Annotated in this window: 14 protein-coding genes and 1 tRNA gene; 8 read left to right on the top strand and 7 right to left on the bottom strand. The window is 63.7% G+C overall.

Annotated features, from left to right (window positions below):
* Positions 1-2 precede the first annotated feature (2 nt).
* The 3 genes from ribD to OA2633_RS07680 all read left to right on the top strand — a co-directional run bounded on the left by ribD (position 3) and on the right by OA2633_RS07680 (position 4,124).
* Complete coding sequence (ribD, locus tag OA2633_RS07670; RefSeq protein ID WP_009801950.1) at positions 3-590, top strand: bifunctional diaminohydroxyphosphoribosylaminopyrimidine deaminase/5-amino-6-(5-phosphoribosylamino)uracil reductase RibD; 588 nt, start codon at positions 3-5, stop codon at positions 588-590.
* A gap of 101 nt (positions 591-691) precedes the next feature.
* On the top strand, positions 692-1,990 hold the full coding sequence (locus OA2633_RS07675) for a pentapeptide repeat-containing protein (RefSeq protein ID WP_009801951.1): 1,299 nt from the start codon (positions 692-694) through the stop codon (positions 1,988-1,990).
* 76 nt (positions 1,991-2,066) lie between these two features.
* Entirely contained in the window at positions 2,067-4,124 is a 2,058-nt protein-coding gene (locus OA2633_RS07680) for an NAD(+) synthase (protein WP_009801952.1), read from the top strand.
* Between the two features lie 147 nt (positions 4,125-4,271).
* Here the strand turns inward: OA2633_RS07680 and OA2633_RS07685 are convergent, their stop codons facing one another.
* Positions 4,272-4,742, bottom strand: a complete 471-nt coding sequence (locus OA2633_RS07685) for an Hsp20 family protein (protein WP_009801953.1) — start codon at positions 4,740-4,742, stop codon at positions 4,272-4,274.
* Positions 4,743-5,025: 283 nt separating this feature from the next.
* Between OA2633_RS07685 and OA2633_RS07690 the strand changes: the two genes are divergently transcribed.
* A complete protein-coding gene (locus tag OA2633_RS07690) occupies positions 5,026-5,979 on the top strand; it encodes a class I SAM-dependent methyltransferase (RefSeq protein WP_009801954.1) in 954 nt (317 codons plus the stop codon).
* A 46-nt stretch (positions 5,980-6,025) separates the two neighbouring features.
* Here OA2633_RS07690 and hisN read toward each other — a convergent pair whose 3' ends face one another.
* The 3 genes from hisN to OA2633_RS07705 all read right to left on the bottom strand — a co-directional run bounded on the left by hisN (position 6,026) and on the right by OA2633_RS07705 (position 8,292).
* On the bottom strand, positions 6,026-6,829 hold the full coding sequence (hisN, locus tag OA2633_RS07695; protein ID WP_009801955.1) for a histidinol-phosphatase: 804 nt from the start codon (positions 6,827-6,829) through the stop codon (positions 6,026-6,028).
* Between the two features lie 27 nt (positions 6,830-6,856).
* Entirely contained in the window at positions 6,857-7,249 is a 393-nt protein-coding gene (locus OA2633_RS07700; RefSeq protein WP_009801956.1) for a helix-turn-helix domain-containing protein, read from the bottom strand.
* Positions 7,250-7,419: 170 nt separating this feature from the next.
* The gene (locus OA2633_RS07705; RefSeq protein WP_009801957.1) at positions 7,420-8,292 is read right to left on the bottom strand and encodes an N-formylglutamate amidohydrolase; all 873 of its coding nucleotides are present in this window, start codon (positions 8,290-8,292) and stop codon (positions 7,420-7,422) included.
* Positions 8,293-8,436: 144 nt separating this feature from the next.
* Between OA2633_RS07705 and cpdR the strand changes: the two genes are divergently transcribed.
* The 3 genes from cpdR (at position 8,437) to OA2633_RS07720 (ending at position 10,208) form a co-directional block, all read left to right on the top strand.
* On the top strand, positions 8,437-8,805 hold the full coding sequence (gene cpdR, locus OA2633_RS07710) for a cell cycle two-component system response regulator CpdR (protein ID WP_009801958.1): 369 nt from the start codon (positions 8,437-8,439) through the stop codon (positions 8,803-8,805).
* A gap of 111 nt (positions 8,806-8,916) precedes the next feature.
* Complete coding sequence (locus OA2633_RS07715) at positions 8,917-9,591, top strand: hypothetical protein (RefSeq protein WP_009801959.1); 675 nt, start codon at positions 8,917-8,919, stop codon at positions 9,589-9,591.
* 11 nt (positions 9,592-9,602) lie between these two features.
* A complete protein-coding gene (locus OA2633_RS07720; RefSeq protein WP_009801960.1) occupies positions 9,603-10,208 on the top strand; it encodes a DUF6445 family protein in 606 nt (201 codons plus the stop codon).
* Between the two features lie 160 nt (positions 10,209-10,368).
* Here OA2633_RS07720 and OA2633_RS07725 read toward each other — a convergent pair whose 3' ends face one another.
* Positions 10,369-13,428, bottom strand: a complete 3,060-nt coding sequence (locus OA2633_RS07725; RefSeq protein ID WP_156776185.1) for a TonB-dependent receptor domain-containing protein — start codon at positions 13,426-13,428, stop codon at positions 10,369-10,371.
* Between the two features lie 334 nt (positions 13,429-13,762).
* On the opposite strand from OA2633_RS07725, the gene OA2633_RS07730 reads away from it, so the two are divergent.
* Positions 13,763-13,839: transfer RNA gene (locus tag OA2633_RS07730), tRNA-Val, on the top strand.
* Between the two features lie 118 nt (positions 13,840-13,957).
* Here the strand turns inward: OA2633_RS07730 and OA2633_RS07735 are convergent.
* Positions 13,958-14,812, bottom strand: coding sequence for a WecB/TagA/CpsF family glycosyltransferase (locus tag OA2633_RS07735; RefSeq protein WP_009801962.1), 855 nt, complete (start codon positions 14,810-14,812; stop codon positions 13,958-13,960).
* 340 nt (positions 14,813-15,152) lie between these two features.
* Entirely contained in the window at positions 15,153-17,054 is a 1,902-nt protein-coding gene (gene mnmD, locus OA2633_RS07740) for a tRNA (5-methylaminomethyl-2-thiouridine)(34)-methyltransferase MnmD (RefSeq protein WP_009801963.1), read from the bottom strand.
* Positions 17,055-17,089 lie beyond the last annotated feature (35 nt).

The following is a 17,089-nucleotide window of genomic DNA, read 5'->3' on the forward strand; positions in this document are numbered from 1 at the left end:
CCATGACCTCACGCCCGGTCACGGCTGAGGATCTGCGCTACATGGATACGGCGCTGGCGCTGGCCTATGCGCGCCTGGGCCAGACCGCGCCCAACCCGTCTGTTGGCTGCATCATTGTCCGGGACGGACGCATTATCGGCGCCGCGGCCACCGCCCCTGGCGGACGTCCCCATGCCGAGCCGCAGGCTCTCGAGCAAGCGGGCGCCCGTGCAGAAGGCGCGACGGTCTACGTCACGCTTGAACCCTGCGCTCATTACGGCAAGACGCCGCCCTGCGCCGAGGCCCTGATCGCCGCTCATCCGGCGGAAGTCGTCATCGCCTGCCGCGACCCGTTCGAGCATGTGGCGGGGCGCGGCATGACGATGCTGGCGGACGCCGGCATCGCAGTTCTTGAGGGTGTGCGGGAAGCGGACGCAATCGCTCTGAACGCCGGGTTTTTCGAGCGGCTCAAGACTGGCCGCCCCCTGCTGGCGTCCGATCCTCGCACTGGATTGTTTGACGCCGATCTCGTTCTGCAGGCGGGAGAGGATACCGGGGCCGCGCTCGACCGGCTGGGCGCACAGGGCCTGACCCGGGTGCGTCAGCGATAAAAACGCCGGCTTTGCACGCTCCGACAAGATAGCGTTAACAGGCAGTGGGCCACACTCGCCCATAACGGGCGGCCACGCCCATCGCCCGTAACGGATCAAAGATGATCGGCAAGCCTATCCAGTATCAGCCCCTGACCCAGCTTGAGGTGGATGAAGCCTGCCGCAAGCATGAGTTTCTCATGAACGGGCGCATGGGCGGCGCCCGGGCGAATTTCTCCTACAAGATCCTCAAGGGGCTTGATCTTTCAGGCCGCAACCTGGCGGATGCCGACCTGTCAGGCGCCATTCTTGAGGGCACGAACTTTTCCGGCGCCAATCTGACCCGTGCGACGATTTTCGCCGCCGACATGCGACAGGCGAACCTCTCGGGCGCCGTGCTGCACCGGGCGGACATGCGCGGGGTGATCCTGCGCGGCGCGGACCTGACAGGCGCGGACCTCAGCCAGGCGGACCTGCGCGAAGGCGCCATCGCCCAGGTGGACCGGGAAAAGGGCCTCGCCGTCATCACCCATGAACAGCGTCCCGGCGAAGCCAGCGAAGCCCGCTTCAAGGGCGCAAACCTGTCCCAGACCAAGATGACCGGGGCCGTGGCCCAATCATCGGACTTCACCGATGCGGTCCTGATCGGGGCGCGGCTGACCCGCGCCAATCTGCGCGGTTCGCGCTTTCCCGGCGCGAACCTTCAGGACGCCGACCTTTATGGCGCGGACCTGAGTGACGCGGATATGCGCGATTGCGTGCTGATCGGCGCCAAGACCGACATGTGCCAGTTCCAGCGCGCCAATCTGGAAGGCGCCTTGCGCGATGCCCCGCCGCCCGAGATCGCCGATCCGGGCGGGGAAACCGCCAAGGCGCTCGATCGCCATGCTCGCTGGTGCGAGACCGGCGGCGCGGAAGGCGCCCCCTCCACCTTCAATGACAAGGACCTGCGCGGGCTCAAATCGCTGGCCGGGCGCAATCTCACCGCGCTTCAGGCGCGCAACGCCATTCTCTATGGCCTTGATATGGAAGGCGTGGAACTTCAGGGCGCGAAACTGTCCGGCGCGGACCTTCGGATGACATCTCTGCGCGGCGCGGATCTGCGCGGCGCCGATCTCAAGGGCGCCAAGCTGAACAACGCCGATCTGCGCGAAGCGCAGCTGGGCCCGCTGGTCCTGCCCAATGACCGTTTGCTCGCCGCATCCATCGCCGAGGCCTGCCTGCGCTATGCGGATCTGTCCGGCGCAGACCTTCATCATCTTCAGGCGGAGGCGGCCGACCTGTCCTTCGCCCGCATGCATGGCGTGGACGCGCGCAAGGCGATCTTCACCCGCGCGCTCTTCACGGGCGCCAAGGTGAGCGATCAGTTCACCTCCATGGTCGAGGACCTGACCGACGCGGTGGATATCAACGCGGCCTGAGTAGACGATCGCCGCTTCTGCCGATAAATACTCATCCTGAGCATAAGGGGGCTCCGCCCCTCTGACAGGTGACCTCATGTCCGCATTCACGAATATCTACCGCCACGGCTTCGCCCGCATCGCCGCCTTCGCGCCGGAGGTTCATCTGGCCGAGCCGCTGGCGAACGCCGAAACGCTGATCGGACTGGTGCGACAGGCCCATGAGCGTCATGCCGCCGTGTGCCTGTTCCCGGAACTGGGCCTGACCGGATATTCCGTGGATGACCTTCATCATCAGACGGCGCTTCTGGACGCCGCTGAGAACGCGGCGGCGCGGATCATCGAAGCGAGCGAGGGCCTGCGGCCCCTGATCTTCTTCGGGTGCGCGCTCAGAAGCTCTGGCCAGCTCTTCAACTGTGCGCTGGCGGTGCAGGACGGCCAGTTGCTGGGCGTCATCCCCAAGAGCTATCTGCCGAACTATCGCGAATTCTATGAAAAGCGCTGGTTCTCCGACGCCTCAAGCGTGATCGAGGACACGATCTCGGTGGGTGGTCATATCGCGCCCTTCGGCACGGATCTTCTCTTTGAAGCGCTCGACCTGCCCGGCCTCGTCGTTCATGCCGAGATCTGCGAGGACTTCTGGTCACCCATCCCGCCGAGCCTTCATGGCGCGCTGGCCGGGGCGACCGTGATGGTGAACCTGTCCGCCTCCAACGCCACGATCGGAAAGGCGCGCGAGCGGGCGGCCCTGTGCGACGCCCAGTCACGACGCACCCAGGGCGCCTATGTCTTCTCGGCGGCAGGGACCGGGGAATCCACCACGGACCTCGCCTGGGACGGCCAGCTTCTGGCCTATCAGCAAGGCGAGCTGCTGGCCGAGGGCGAGCGCTTCCTCAATGACACGCCTGCGGTGCTCTATGCTGATATCGATCTGGAGCGCATCACCGGCGAACGCGCGCGCCTGTCCACCTGGCGCGACGCCTGCGCGCGACATGCGGACGCCCTCAAAGCCTATACGCGCATCGGCTTCACGCTGGACATGGACCGGGACGCCGCGATCGCGCTGGAGCGCAGCATAGATCGCTTCCCGTTTGTGCCCAATGACGCCACCCGCCTCGATGAGGACTGCTACGAGGCTTACAATATCCAGGTGCAAGGGCTCGTTCAGCGCCTGAAAGCGACCGGTCTGAAGCGCGCCGTGATCGGCGTTTCGGGCGGGCTTGATTCCACCCAGGCGCTCATCGTGACCGCCCGCGCCTTTGACCGGCTGGGACTGGATCGGTCCGGCATTTTCGCTGTGACCTTGCCCGGCTTCGCCACCTCCGAAGGCACCCGCAGGAATGCGCTGGCCTTGATCGAAGGGCTGGGCGCGACCCATCGCGAGATCGACATCCGTCCCGCCGCCGAGCGCATGCTGGCCGATCTCAATCACCCCTATTCGGATGGCGCGGACCAGTACGACGTCACCTTCGAGAACGTGCAGGCGGGGCTCCGCACCGACTATCTCTTCCGCATGGCCAATCATGAGGGCGGGCTGGTGATCGGAACGGGCGACCTGTCCGAGCTGGCGCTAGGCTGGTGCACTTATGGCGTCGGCGATCATATGAGCCATTACAATGTGAACGCCGGCGTGGCGAAAACCCTGATCCAGCACCTGATCGGCTGGGCGGCAAGGCGTGAGGAATACGGCGCGGACGTGTCACGTGCATTGATGGATGTGCTCAATACCGAGATCTCGCCCGAGCTGGTGCCTGCAGGCGCGGACGGCGCGATCCAGAGCACCGAGGCCGCCATCGGCCCCTACCCGCTCAATGACTTCTTCCTGCACTATGTGGTGCGTCACGGCTTCTCGCCGGCCAAGATTGCTTTCCTCGCCGAGCAGGCCTGGAGCGACAAGGCGGCGGGCGACTGGCCGCCCCATGTGGCGGACGCTGACCAACGCGCCTTTGACCGGGCGACCATCCTGCACTGGCTGGGTGAGTTTGCTCGGCGCTTCTTCGGCAATTCCCAATTCAAGCGTTCGGCCATTCCCAACGGTCCCAAACTGACCTCTGCGGGCGCATTGAGCCCGCGTGGAGACTGGCGCATGCCCTCTGATTCCAGCGCGAAAGTCTGGCGTGACGCGGTGCAGACGCTCAAGGACGAGCTACTCTGACACGAAAAAACGGCGCTCCCCATGAGAAAGGAGCGCCGCGAGGTCGAAAGAGGAAAAGTCGGTTGGAAAATCAGGCCCGACCGGCCAGACGCCGACTATCGGGGGGAGGGACGTGTCGCGTCCGTCCGATCGGGCCGCGATCCCGGCTTAGGCGGCGGACGCCTTGTCAGCCGAGATCAGCTTGGTTTCGGATTTGCCGTTGACGGCGATCCGGCGCGGCTTCTTCGCTTCGGGAATCTCGCGCTCGAGCTGGATGCGCAGCAGGCCATTCTCAAGGCTGGCCTCGCGCACCTGGACATGGTCAGCGAGATGGAAGCGGCGCTCGAACGAGCGTTCTGCGATGCCGCGATGCAGATAATTGCGTTGTTCGGCGTCTTCCGACTGCGTGCGCTTGCCGGCGATCGTCAGCACATTTTCCTGCACCTCGATCTCGAGATCATCCTCTCCGAACCCGGCGACCGCGAGCTCGATCTGATATTCGTGCTCGGACAGCTGTTCGATATTGTACGGGGGGTAGCCGCCGGACGGCTCCAGCTTCGCCGCGTTGTCGATCATGTTGGCCAGACGGTCAAATCCGACAATCGTGCGGTAAAGCGGCGAGAAATCAGTCGTACGCATGGTATCGATCCTCCTTGGAAGCGATCGGGCCCGCATGCGGGCGGGCTATGGTTTTCAAAGGTCGCCATCCCGACCACCCGCAGCATGCAGCGTGGTCTGTCCGGCAATCCGTAAAGCCCCGTATGGCGGCCTTACGAAACTTGAATTGGGTAAGCGTCGCGAAGGGCGCAAGAGGTCAGCGCGATTTTTTTCTACATCGCGCCCCTGATCGTCATCGCGCCATTGTGAGAGGACGCATTCCGCCTCTATGATCCGTGCAATCTCGGCTAACCGGAGTGAGTACATGCAACGTCTGACAGCCCTTCTTACCGCCGCCTCGGCCTGCGCCGTTCTGGCGGCCTGTGGCGCACCTTCCCAAGAGGAGGATGCGGACGCGTCCATGCCGGCCGCGGAAATGACCGACGAGGCCTCGTCCCTGACAGACGATGAGATCGCGAATGAAGCGGAGATGATGGAGGATGCATCTGCAGAATCCGGAACTCTGGCCTGGGCGGTCGAAGGCGAGTGGCGCAGTGAGGAAGAACGCGCGCGGGATCCTTACCGGCATCCGTATGAGACGCTTGAGTTCTTCGGCATCGATCCGTCGGGCCGCATCATGGAAATCTGGCCCGGCGGCGGCTGGTACACCGACATTCTGGCGCCGTGGATCAACGCCAATGGCGGCGAATACATCGCCGTCTGGTCAGATATTGCGCCGGACAACCAGCGCGCCCTCAACTTCCGCCAGAGCTTCGAGGACAAGTTTGGCGGCCCCCTTTACGGGGACGTCACCATGGCCACCTTCGACAGTGAAACCGGTCCCATTGCCGAACCCGGTTCGGTGGACGCCATTGTGACGTTCCGCAACACCCATTCCTGGATGGGCCGTGGCGCGGCGGAAAAAGCCTTCAGCGATTTCTATGACGTGCTCGCGCCTGGCGGCGTTCTGGGCCTTGTCCAGCACCGTCTGCCCGCTGACCGCGTGCAGGACCCGCGCGCCAGCACGGGCTATGTCCAGCAGGATCTGGTGATCTCCATGGCGGAAGAGGCCGGATTTGAACTGGTCGAAGCCAGCGAGATCAACGCCAACCCTGCCGACACCGCAGACCATCCGTTCGGGGTCTGGACCCTGCCGCCGGTGTCCCGGACCTCGGATTTCGGCGAGCCCGCTGATCCCGAGTTTGATCGCGCGCCCTATGACGCGATCGGGGAATCGGACCGGATGACCCTTCTGTTCCGCAAACCTGCGGGCGAATAGGCCTCAGCGCCGGCCTGGTCCTCCAGGCCGGCGTTTTTTTATGCGATCAGAGCGCAGCTGGCGCGAGCATGTCCAGGGCCCTGGCGTGCAGTTCCGGCGACGCAGCCGCCAGCAACTGCCCGCCTTCATGGGCCGGTTCGCCGCGCCAGTTGGTGATGACGCCGCCCGCGCCGCTGACCACCGGGATCAGCGCGCCCACATCCCAGGCCTTGAGACCGCTCTCGATCACCAGATCGACGCCCCCGGCCGCCAGCGCAGCATAGGCGTACGCATCCAGACCATAGCGGCGCACCTTCGCCGCCCGGGCCACAGTCATGAAGCACTCAGCTTCACCCCCTTCAAAGAGGCCAGGATCGGTTGTTGAGACAATGGCGTCCTCGATGCGATCGACCGATTGACGCGTTTTCAGGGGTTGTCTCGATCCCCCGTGGTCCAGCCAGGCCGCGTCACCGGCGACGCCGCTATAGCGTTCGCCCGTGAAAGGCTGATCGATCACGGAAAGGATCGGTCCCTCAGGACCATACAGGGCGATCAGGACACACCAGGTGGGCAGGCCCGCGATGAAGGCGCGCGTGCCGTCAATGGGATCGACAACCCAGGTGCGGCCGGACCGTCCCAGGGTTTCAGCCTGCTCCTCACCCAGAACGCCGTCATCCGGTCGGTCCTGCGCCAGAAGGGCGCGGATTCGCGCCTCGATGGCGCGATCCGCTTCTGTCACGGGGTCGAATTCCTGTGCGGGTTTGGCGTCGCCGCGAAGTCCGGTCCGGAAATGCTGCAAGGCGATCGGACGCGCAGCGTCCGCCAGTTGAGCGGCCAGCGCCAACTCTGCAGTCACATCCAGATCGGACATCGGGAACTCGGTGTCGGACGTTAGCGCTTACGCGACGTTTTCGCCCCGGGAATCCGGGTCAAGAGACCGGGCCAGCTCGAGCAGACGGCGGCGCGGACGCTCATTGAGCTTGTAGTAGGCGCGCACCAGATCCAGCGTTTCCTTCTGGGAAAGCACGTCGGCTGCCACGTTCTCGCCTTCCGGCGCCGCAGATTCGCCCGTGCCCTGCAGGCCTTCGTAGAAGTACTGCACCGGAACATCGAGCGCTTCAGCCAGCTCGAACAGACGCGATGCGCTGACGCGATTGGCGCCGCTCTCGTATTTCTGGATCTGCTGGAAGCGAATGCCGACCGATTGCGCGAGCTGTTGCTGAGTCAGCCCCAGCAGACGGCGACGGCGACGGATCCGCTTACCCACGTGATGGTCAATTGCATTGGTCATTGTGAAAACCCTCGATCAAACTTTTCCAGTTGCGATTCCCCCGTCAAGATCGCAACACGACACTTCAATGACACCTGAGATATGGCACAGCATTGCTCGCCTCGCAAGTGAACGCAGCAGCGCAAATCGCGCCTCAGGAAAGACTCTGCGGATATGCTTTCCAAAACACTTTACTCCGCGGCAAGTCTACCTGTGTCTTCTGTGTAAATCATGGACTTCGTCCATGTCTTCAGGCGTTCTTTCAAGTTGTCCATGCGAGACAAAGGTCGCACGTCAGATTCGCTCAGATACAATCCGCGATTGATCTCAACCTGCATGACATGCACCCCGCTGAGGGGACGCCCGTAATGCTCTGTCGTGTAACCGCCTGCATAAGGACGGTTCCGGGTTACCGTAAAGCCCAGGGATTTGAAATACGCTTCTGCATGGTTGATCAAATTTCGCCCGCAGGAGGCGCCGAAGCGATCCCCAAGCACCATGTCCGCGCCACGGGCGCTGGAGGACGGCATGGAGTGACAGTCGATCAGCACGGCGCGCCCGAACTGGTCCAGCGTCCGCTCGATTTCGGATTTCAGCGCCTCATGATAGGGCCGGTAATACTGGTCGATCCGCCGACGGCCCTCGGCATAGGCGATCACGGAAGCGTGAATGCTTCTGCCGTCCGCCGCCAGCCTGGGCACCACGCCAAGCCCGGCGGATGTGCGCGCATTCGGCGCACTGAACCCTTCAAGCGGCGGGTCCTTGAACAGGCGTGCGTCGAGTTCGTCCGGCCCCCGGTTGGGGTCAACAAACGCCCGCGGAAAGATCGCCTCGACAAAACTCGCGCCCAGTTCCGTCACATGAGCGAAGAACTGATCGACATACGCGTCCTCGGACCGGCGAAGGACAGAGACCGGCGCACTGGCCTGCTTGAGGAAATCGCTCTCATAGCAACGCCCTGAATGCGGCGAGGCGAAGATGAAGGGCGAACTGCGCACGTCCGGCTCATGAACGATCACGGGTTCATGGATCTGGCCGATGAGTGAGTCTGAAGCAGGTTGCATGGGCTGATTGTGATCGGTCAGCCGAGAAGGTCAATGAGACTATGAGCGCCCTGATAAATCACAGGCCGGTTTGCGGCGCGTTCAGTTGACTTTTACGAGTTTGGGATAGGCTATGCGCTGGTGGAAACAGACAAGGGGGCGGCGATGGCCCGCATTCTGCTCGCAGAAGACGATGACTCCATGCGTGATTTTCTGGCCAAGGCGCTCAACCGCGCCGGCCATGACGTGGACGCTGTGGCGGATGGCGAGGAAGGGCTGGACGCCCTGGGCGAAGCGCCCGGCGCTTATGAGTTGCTGCTGACCGACATCGTCATGCCCGGTGTGGACGGGATCGAGCTGGCGCGTCGCGCCGCCCAGATCGATGCGGGCCTGAAAATCATGTTCATCACCGGCTTTGCCGCCGTGGCGCTGAATGCCGGCTCCCAGGCCCCCAACCAGGCCAAGGTGCTGTCCAAGCCCTTCCATTTGCGGGATCTCGTCGACGAGGTCGCAAAGGTCGTCGCCGCCGCCTGATCCGCCTCCTTCGGTTTCACCTGAATCTGGTCTGCGGGCGCCCAAGCCGGTGGCGTCCCGGACCGGCCTCAGGCTAAAGTCCGTCCTGTAACAAACGGGGAAGGACCAGCCATGTTCCGCGCTTTCGACCGTCTGGGGCCCAGCCTCGCCGTTCTGGCAAGCCTTGCAGCCCTGGCCGCGACCGGCTCAGCATCTGCCCAGGAAAATCCGTCTCTGGATCCGGTGTTCCAGTGCCAGGAACTCCAGAATGATGCGGAGCGTCTGGCCTGCTTTGACGCAGCCGTGAGCAGCCTCCGCGCTGAAAGCAACGAAATCGTGGTCATCCGCCGATCCGAGGTCGAGGCGGTGGAGCGCGACAGCTTCGGCCTTGAATTGCCCAGCCTGCCTCGCCTGTCCCTGTCCCTGTTCTCCACCCGCGACAATCAGCTGGAGACCGGATCCGGACAGAGCGGCTCCGCTCAGTCATCCGGATCGACCGATCAGGGCGCCCGGACCGCTCAGGCCGCTCCTTCCGAACAAAGCGGCGTCGAAGTTCTCCGCCGCGAGGATGACGGCCAGATCAACGAGATCAGCCTGCCGATCGACCGGGTTGAACGGCGCGGGTTCGACACCATTCACATTCACACCACCAACGGACAGGTCTGGGAAATCACGGACCGCGTCGGCAATCGCCCGATCCGTGTCCGTGATGACAGCGTGATGGTGGTGCGGCGGGCCTCGCTGGGCAGCTATCTGATGCAGATTGACGGCCGGGACCGGAGCTACCGGGTGCAGCGCATACGCTAGGATGACGCGGCATGCATGTCTGCCACATCATCGTTGATGATTTTCTGCCCGATCCGGACGCCGTGCGCGACGCGGCGCTCCGGCTCGCCTATCCCGAGCCGGAAGAAGCGACCTATTTCCCGGGGCGCAATGCGGATCAGGCCCTCCCGATCCAGGGGCTGGACCAGGTCATCAGCGCCCTCGCCGGCGAGGCCCTGCAACCGGCTCCGGGGACGTCGCACCTGAAGCCGCGCCTGGCTCTGGACGGTCAGAGCGGCAAGGGCGGCATTCATGTCGACAATGCGCACTGGTCCGCCATCATCTACCTGACGCCGGACGCCCATTGTCAGGGCGGGACGAGCTTTCACCGCCACAGGCGGACCGACAGCGAACACGCGCCGGTTTTCCCGGGCGAAGCCGAACGCATGGGGCTCAATCACCCCAGCGAGATCTGGGAGAAGATCGTCTTCCCCGATCAGGACCGGCCCGAGGCCTGGGACACCACGATGACCGTGCCCATGCGCTATAACCGAATGGCGCTGTTCCGGTCCTATCTCTGGCACAATGCCGGGCCCAGCTTTGGCGCGACTCCGGAAACCGGGCGGCTGATTCTGCCGCTTTTCTACATTCCCGCCTGACCTTCATCACCCACAACTGGCCGGCCTGCAGAGCGACGCGTGGTCACGCGGCTGCAGGCCTTCATGCGTGTCCGCGCATTCCTATGCGCCTTGACCTTCAGACAAAAAAGAAGGGCGAGCCGAAGCTCGCCCTTCCCAATCTTCGGACTGTAGCCGTCGCTTAGAAGCGAGCGGTCACACCCACGTTGAAGATACGGCCGATGTTGTAGTAGCCGTGCGCCTTCTCGGCGTTGGTGTAGCCCTCGTCCGTCACGTTCTGGATGCTCGCACGGAAGGTCACATTGTTCCAATCGTACGAACCGCCAATGTCGACAGTCGTGTAGGAGTCGAAGTTGTAGTACGGGTTGCCCGTTTCGTCGATGTACTGGTACGGCACCGCGAATTTGCTCACGAGGCCGGAGCCGGTGTACTCGACGTCAACGAACGCCGTGACCGGACCACGGTACCACTGAGCGCGGACGTCGCCACGCCAGTTCGGGTTGGAGCGCTGACCAACGGTGTCGTTGTAGTCAAAGCCCGTGGACGAAGTGGTGTTCGTCTGAACGTTGTAGACGCGCAGGGTGGCGTCGAACGTACCCAGGTCGGATTCGATCTGATTCAGGAAGAACACGTCGTTCAGTTCGGTCTGATAACGTGCAGCCAGTTCCACAGAGTCGAACTCCTGGATAGCTGCGTTCACGTAGCCCGAGGTAAAGGCGTTGATGGACGGCAGCTGACCATTCGGCAGTCGCGTGAACGCGTTGCAGAAGGAGTTCGGATAGTTGGTGGAGTCGTAGCACGCCTGCATGATCTGCGTCAGCGTGAACGAGGTGATCGCGTCTTCGATGGCGATGTTGATGTAGTCGACCGACAGGGTCAGACCATCAACCCAACGCGGGCTGAACACCAGGCCGAAGTTGTAGGAGTCGGCGGTTTCGTTGTTCAGCTGCGGGTTGCCGCCGTTGAAGCCGCTAACCGTAGCGTTCTGCGCCTGGGAGATGAAGGTCGGCGGCAGGCCTTCCGCGGCGCAGTTTGCAGCGCGGACAGCAGGACGCGGACCACCATTCAGGTTGTTCGCAGAGCACGGGTCAGCCGCAAACTGGCTGGACTGGACGCGCGGCAGGAAGAGCTCGGTCACCGCCGGGGCGCGAACCGTACGCGCCACGTTGGCGCGGAAGTTCAGGTCCTCGAGGATGCCCATGCTCAGGCCGACGGCCCAGGCTTCGTCAACACCGGCGCGGGTGTTGTTCATCAGACGGTAGGACGCTTCGATGTCCGCGTAGTCGATGAACGGGATCGGGTTGAACCCGCCGCCCAGGACCGGGATGTAGGTCTCGGCGTACACGTCGGTGGTGAAGTATTCACCGGTGGTCGGAGAACCGCCGCCATCACGGGTGATGTTCAGCTGGTTGCCCGCGCCCGGACGATAGTCGGCGAACTCGCGGCGATATTCAAAGCCGGTCGCGAAGCCGAGGTTACCCGCCGGAAGAGCGAAGATGTCGGAGGTCAGGAAGCCGGAGACGATTTCCTGTTCGATCTCGGTGACCGCGGTGCGGTTCACGATGAGATAGTCGACATTTTCCTGGGTGGCGCCTTCAAACGGGTTGTAAGGCACGCACTCTTCCCCCAGAGCGCCGACGTCGTCGATGGCGCCGAAGCCGCCCGCGAGCGGAGCGTCATAGGTCGGGTCATAGTTGAAGCGGCAGTCGATCTGGCCGGTGGCCGGGTTGATGCCAACATCCAGAGACGCGAAGAAACGATCTTCAGACAGGTCACCGGTCTGGGACACGATCGAGGACGAACCGGTCTGGTAAGCCAGTTCCCAGCTCACGTCGCGTTCCAGCACGGAGAACATGCCGTCCAGAGCGAAGTTGTAGCTCATGACGGTGGTTTCGTTGAAGATGTCCTTGGCGCCAAGGTCGGTGAAGCCCTTCTGCAGGTAGAACCCACTCAGGCCGTTGGCGACAAGGGTGTCACGAACACTCTGGTTCAGATATGCGTAGTCGACCGGGAAGAACAGCGAATCACTGGTCGCGCCGAACAGACCGGACGCATAGAACGGCTGGTTCACCGGCTCAGTCGCTTCGAACTGGTTGGCGAACACGTTCATGGAGAAGTTCACGTAATCGTTGATCTGATAGTCAACGAACGTGGAGAAGTTCATGCGGCGGAACGGCGAACGCAGCGGCGTGATGCCTTCCAGACGCAGGCCGTCACCACCGGACGCCCAGACCAGGTTGCCCGTCGGGAGACCGGGATCATACGCCACCAGGTTACCCGAACCCGCCGGATCGAACTGATAGAAGTTACCATCCGGGAAACGGCCAACACCAACGTTGGTGATCGCTGCAGAACCCGGGGTAAGCAGGCCGGAGAACGACAGGATGCCGGCGGTCGCAGCCGGAACAACACGGGTCTGGGAGCCCGGCGCCGTGCCGGTGTCCGGGTTCACGACGCGGTTGGCGGCGGTCGGGGTGAAGCGCGACCAGCCTTCGGCCAGGTCATCAACGGCGCTTTCCAGAACCGGGCTGGTTTCGTTGAATTCGATCGAGGCCACGATGTTGCCGCGACCGTTGTCGAAGTTGCCGCCCATCAGAGCGCGGATCGAGTACTCGTCAGCAATGTTGTCTTCGGTCCACTGAGAGTAGTCAGCGCCGATTTCAAAGCCTTCGTAGTCGTCACGCAGGATGTAGTTCACAACACCCGCGACGGCGTCGGAACCGTAAACGGCGGCGCCGCCCACTTTCACGACTTCCACGCGCTCGATCATGGCGACCGGGATGTTGTTCAGGTCAACCTGGGAGCCCGGGTTGCCCGAACCGCCAACCGGCGAGTTCGAGGACACGAAACGACGGCCGTCGATCAGGGTCAGGGTACGGTTGGTGCCCAGGCCGAACAGGTTCGGCAGGTTCTGGCCAACACCCGAAGAGCCCTGGTTGCCGATCGGCGTGTTGCCGAAGACGCCCGGGATGTCCAGGACCGCGTCGGCAGCGTTGGTGTAGCCGCGCAGTTCGATTTCCTGAGAACCGATGATCTCGGAGGGCTGGGTGGTGTCAAAGCCCGTACGCGCAATCCGCGAACCCGTCACCACGATGGTGTCTTCGGCGGCCGGCGATTCTTCAGCGGTTTGTTCCGGTTCGTCAGTTTCCTGCGCGAAAACCGGTGCGCCGCCCATGGTCAGCGCCGCAACGCCCGCCAGAACGGTCGAGCGCAACAGGCGCTCTTTGGTAGTAATGCTCACGATCGTTCCCCTTCGGATTGGAACTCCACCTCTATGTGTGGAGGTTGCGCGCAAATTTTATTATGCGCTTGTGAGTTTGATAGATCAGGAAACCGCCGCCTCAAAGACCGAGATCACAGATTTGACACATTGCAGGGCGGCTTTCGCCACCAATGTTGCTTTTTTGCAATAATCGACGATGCGGACCGGACGCGCCCTGACCGAAGCCCCGGTCCGAGCTGCAAAACTTCGCACAAGCGGCAGTCAGGGCGATTGACACGCACGAGCCCTCCGACTTATTACGCGTCCTCCCTCGCGGCCCCCGGGCGGCAGGGGGCCTATGGCACGCCATAGCGGGCGCGTAGCTCAGTTGGTCAGAGCACTACGTTGACATCGTAGGGGTCACAAGTTCGAATCTTGTCGCGCCCACCATTCCCTACCCCATCTCCTTCACAGACAGGCCCGTGACAGACTTTGCCGTCGGGATACGAAAAAGCCGCGCTTTCGCGCGGCTTTCGTGCATCAGGGCGTGAGTCAGGCCGGTCCGCTCTCAGCCCCGACCCAGCAGATCCTGTTCCAGATCATGGAGCCGCGTCCGCGCCCGCCGCCAACGCCACCACAGAGCCATGACCTTCAGACCATCAACCAGATAGCGTTTCCACATCCGGCGCGGCTCCTCGATCAGGCGGAACATCCACTCCAGGCGCAGATTCTGCATCCATTTCGGCGCCCGCCGCGCCTTGCCAGACAGAAAATCGAGCGAGGCGCCCACGCACAGGCCGACCCCGAGACAGTCGCCCCGTTCAAGACAGGCCTCGGCCACGAGCTCCTGTTGCGGCGATCCCACGCACAGAAAGCTGAAACGGGCGGGATTGGCGGCGACAAAAGCCGCGCACTCGGCAATGGCGTCAGGATTGGACTTCAGCCCCATGGGCGGCTGGTGCCAGCGGATATCAGTGAGCCCATAGCGCGCCCTGAGGCCGTCGATCACGCCCTGATCGCCGCCAATCACCACCACTGGCTCCCGGGGATCGATGACCTCATCGAACAGGGCCTGAGTGAGGTCCGAGCCTGTCGTCACATCCACATCCTCGCCGGAGAGCTCGGCGATCAGTTCAAGCACCCGGCTGTCACACACGGTCAGCCAGGCCTGGGCGTAAAGCCGCGCGAGCACCGATTCTCCCTGGAGGCGGACAAGATGGTCCACATTGGGCGTCACGACGAAGGCGAAGGGCTTCTTGGCCGGGCGTTCCGCAATTCTCTTGAGCGCGACATCAGCCGAAATGCGATCGAAAGCGGCGTTCAGGAACCAGATATGACGGGCGCCATTGCGGCGATCCGGCCCCTGCCAGACCACGTCCGAGGCTATGGCGTTCAGCCTGTGCAGATCGAGATGTGCGCTCATCGTGCCGTTTTGCTCCAGTCAGAAAGACTTCGAACTGAAACGAGCAAGAAGGGCGCCGCATCCGATTCGGGATCTTCGCGCATCTCAAGGGAAACCCCGCCAAGGAAGATGCGACATGTCAGTTTATGATCAGGCTCTGGCTCTGGCCCTCGGCTCCGCTGCTGCGGGGCTGCTGTTGACGACCTCTCCTGGATCGACAGCCGGAACACCCCATGCCGCTGTCCGGTTGCAGACAGGCCCTCTGGCCCTGGATCTTGGCGGTCCGGGGTGGGTGAGACTGGCGTCGAGCTCTGACTGCCTCTCCCGGGGTTGCCCGCTCCTGCGGGTGAGTCTCGAACGATCAGCTGCGCCTGAGGCTGCGCCAGAGCAGTCGCGCGGGGTGAAGACTTGCCAGACCGGCCCGCTCGATCGGGGATGGTTCATTGCAGAGCGCGCTGACGAGGGATTCGGCGAGGAGCGGCGCGTGTGCGAAGCCGCGCGCCCCGAAACCGCCTAGGACAAACAGCGAGGACGGCTCAAGGTCGTCCCGGGCCGGCATCGGTCCACCCTTGGCGTGACCCCGCCAGAGTTCTTCATACCCCTCGGCCGGCAAGGGCCCTGTCATCGGCAACCGATCCGCTACCGCCGCTCGCACGCCAGCCCAGCCCTCTTGCAGGCGATCAAGCTCAACCGGTCCGCCCGGCGCCGTACGGGCCAGCTGCCGGAGGGCGATTTCCGCATCCTCCAGCAGGCCGGCATCGGCGCCCTTTTCATGGGTCGCCCCGATCATCAGCCGCCCGTCCAGACGCGCGGCGTATCCGCCCCAGGCGGCTGGCGCCCGCAGATCAAAACCGCTCTCGAACAGCCCCACCTGTCCCGCGGTGGGTTCGAGGGTCAGCCCCCGCCCGGACAGAAGGGCATGCTGGGCCCATCCGCCTGCGAAGATCACCCCGGCATAAGGGCCAAAGCGCTCGCCGGTTCCGGCCTGAAGACGCCAGCCATCGTCTCTCCGCGCCAGAAGCTCCACGCGGACATCGTGTGCGGTAGCATTGCGCGCCAGCGCCGGGACCAGCCGCTCGGGCCGGATCTGCCCGGCGCTCGCCATCCACAGCGCCCCCGCCTCACCGCCGAGGCCGCAACGCCGCGCCGCGTCGGAAGGCGACAGAAACTCAAAGCCGTCATCAAGCGCCTGCGCCAGGGAAAACAGACGCTCGGCGCCTTTGGCGTCAGGAGCGAGACGCGCAACCCCGGTGGGTTCAAAGCCATCCAGATCGCGATAGAGCGTGCGGGCATAGTCAAACGCCGCCAGCAAGGCGCGGTTATGGGGTCGATCCCCCAGCTCCAGCCGTGGCGTCAGAAGACCACGCGGCGCACCGGACGCGCCTGAAGCCCAGCCGCCCTCGGCGAAGACATCGACGCTGCGTCCCCTCAGGGCGAAGGCGTGAACAAGGCTGGCCGCGGCGATGCCGCCGCCGATGATCGCGATGGGGCCCTCAAGCGGTTGCGCTGACGGAAAGGGCGTTGGCGACTCCTCGGCCGGCGCTCCTTCATAGATCGCCTCAAGCCGTTCGCGCTTGCGCCCGAAGCCGGGCTTCTTCTCGACCTTGAAGCCCGCCGCTGCGAGACCGCGCCTAACCGCGCCCGCCACCGTGAAGGTGACCGCCGGAGCGCCGGGCGCGCTCAAGCGCGCCAGCTCCGTGAAGACATTCGTGTCCCACATGTCGGGGTTCCTGGCGGGGGCGAAACCATCAAGGAACCAGGCGTCCGCCTTGAAATCCATGTTCGGCAGCGCGCTCTCTGCCAGATCATGAAAGACGGTCAGCATGACCCGTCCGCCCTCGAAAACACGCCGGTGCGGACCTTTGTGAGGGCTCGGCCACACCTCTGTCAGTTGCGCGCTCAAAGCCGCAAGCTCGGGGAAAGCCGACAGCGCCCGTTCCGCATCCGCTTGCCGGAGCGGGAAGCCTTCAATGCTGACGAAATGAAGCTGCGCATCAGACGGCGCGGTCTTGAGGAACAGATCCCACAGCGCCAGAAAGTTCAGCCCGGTGCCAAAGCCCAGCTCGGCCACCACGGTCGGGCGGCCCCTGGCGAAGCGCTCAGGGAAGTTGGCAGCCTTGAGAAAGACCGAGCGGGTTTCCGCCAGGCCATCCTCGGCGGAGAAATAGACATCGCCCGCATCCAGAGCGACCGGGCCGGTTGCGGTCCAGTCAATCCGGGCATGGGGGCGCTTCAGGGCGTAAGGATCAGGGTGTTCAGACATGACAGCGCCCGCCTTGGCCAAAGACCAGGGCGGGC

The organism is Oceanicaulis sp. HTCC2633 (genome assembly GCF_000152745.1).
Taxonomy (GTDB): domain Bacteria; phylum Pseudomonadota; class Alphaproteobacteria; order Caulobacterales; family Maricaulaceae; genus Oceanicaulis.

Bases quoted from the DNA above. Each gene is read 5' to 3' on its own strand.
- ribD (WP_009801950.1), top strand. From the start codon at position 3: ATGACCTCACGCCCGGTCACGGCTGAGGATCTGCGCTACATGGATACG.
- OA2633_RS07675 (WP_009801951.1), top strand. From the start codon at position 692: ATGATCGGCAAGCCTATCCAGTATCAGCCCCTGACCCAGCTTGAGGTG.
- OA2633_RS07680 (WP_009801952.1), top strand. From the start codon at position 2,067: ATGTCCGCATTCACGAATATCTACCGCCACGGCTTCGCCCGCATCGCC.
- OA2633_RS07685 (WP_009801953.1), bottom strand. From the start codon at position 4,742: ATGCGTACGACTGATTTCTCGCCGCTTTACCGCACGATTGTCGGATTT.
- OA2633_RS07690 (WP_009801954.1), top strand. From the start codon at position 5,026: ATGCAACGTCTGACAGCCCTTCTTACCGCCGCCTCGGCCTGCGCCGTT.
- hisN (WP_009801955.1), bottom strand. From the start codon at position 6,829: ATGTCCGATCTGGATGTGACTGCAGAGTTGGCGCTGGCCGCTCAACTG.
- OA2633_RS07700 (WP_009801956.1), bottom strand. From the start codon at position 7,249: ATGACCAATGCAATTGACCATCACGTGGGTAAGCGGATCCGTCGCCGT.
- OA2633_RS07705 (WP_009801957.1), bottom strand. From the start codon at position 8,292: ATGCAACCTGCTTCAGACTCACTCATCGGCCAGATCCATGAACCCGTG.
- cpdR (WP_009801958.1), top strand. From the start codon at position 8,437: ATGGCCCGCATTCTGCTCGCAGAAGACGATGACTCCATGCGTGATTTT.
- OA2633_RS07715 (WP_009801959.1), top strand. From the start codon at position 8,917: ATGTTCCGCGCTTTCGACCGTCTGGGGCCCAGCCTCGCCGTTCTGGCA.
- OA2633_RS07720 (WP_009801960.1), top strand. From the start codon at position 9,603: ATGCATGTCTGCCACATCATCGTTGATGATTTTCTGCCCGATCCGGAC.
- OA2633_RS07735 (WP_009801962.1), bottom strand. From the start codon at position 14,812: ATGAGCGCACATCTCGATCTGCACAGGCTGAACGCCATAGCCTCGGAC.
- mnmD (WP_009801963.1), bottom strand. From the start codon at position 17,054: ATGTCTGAACACCCTGATCCTTACGCCCTGAAGCGCCCCCATGCCCGG.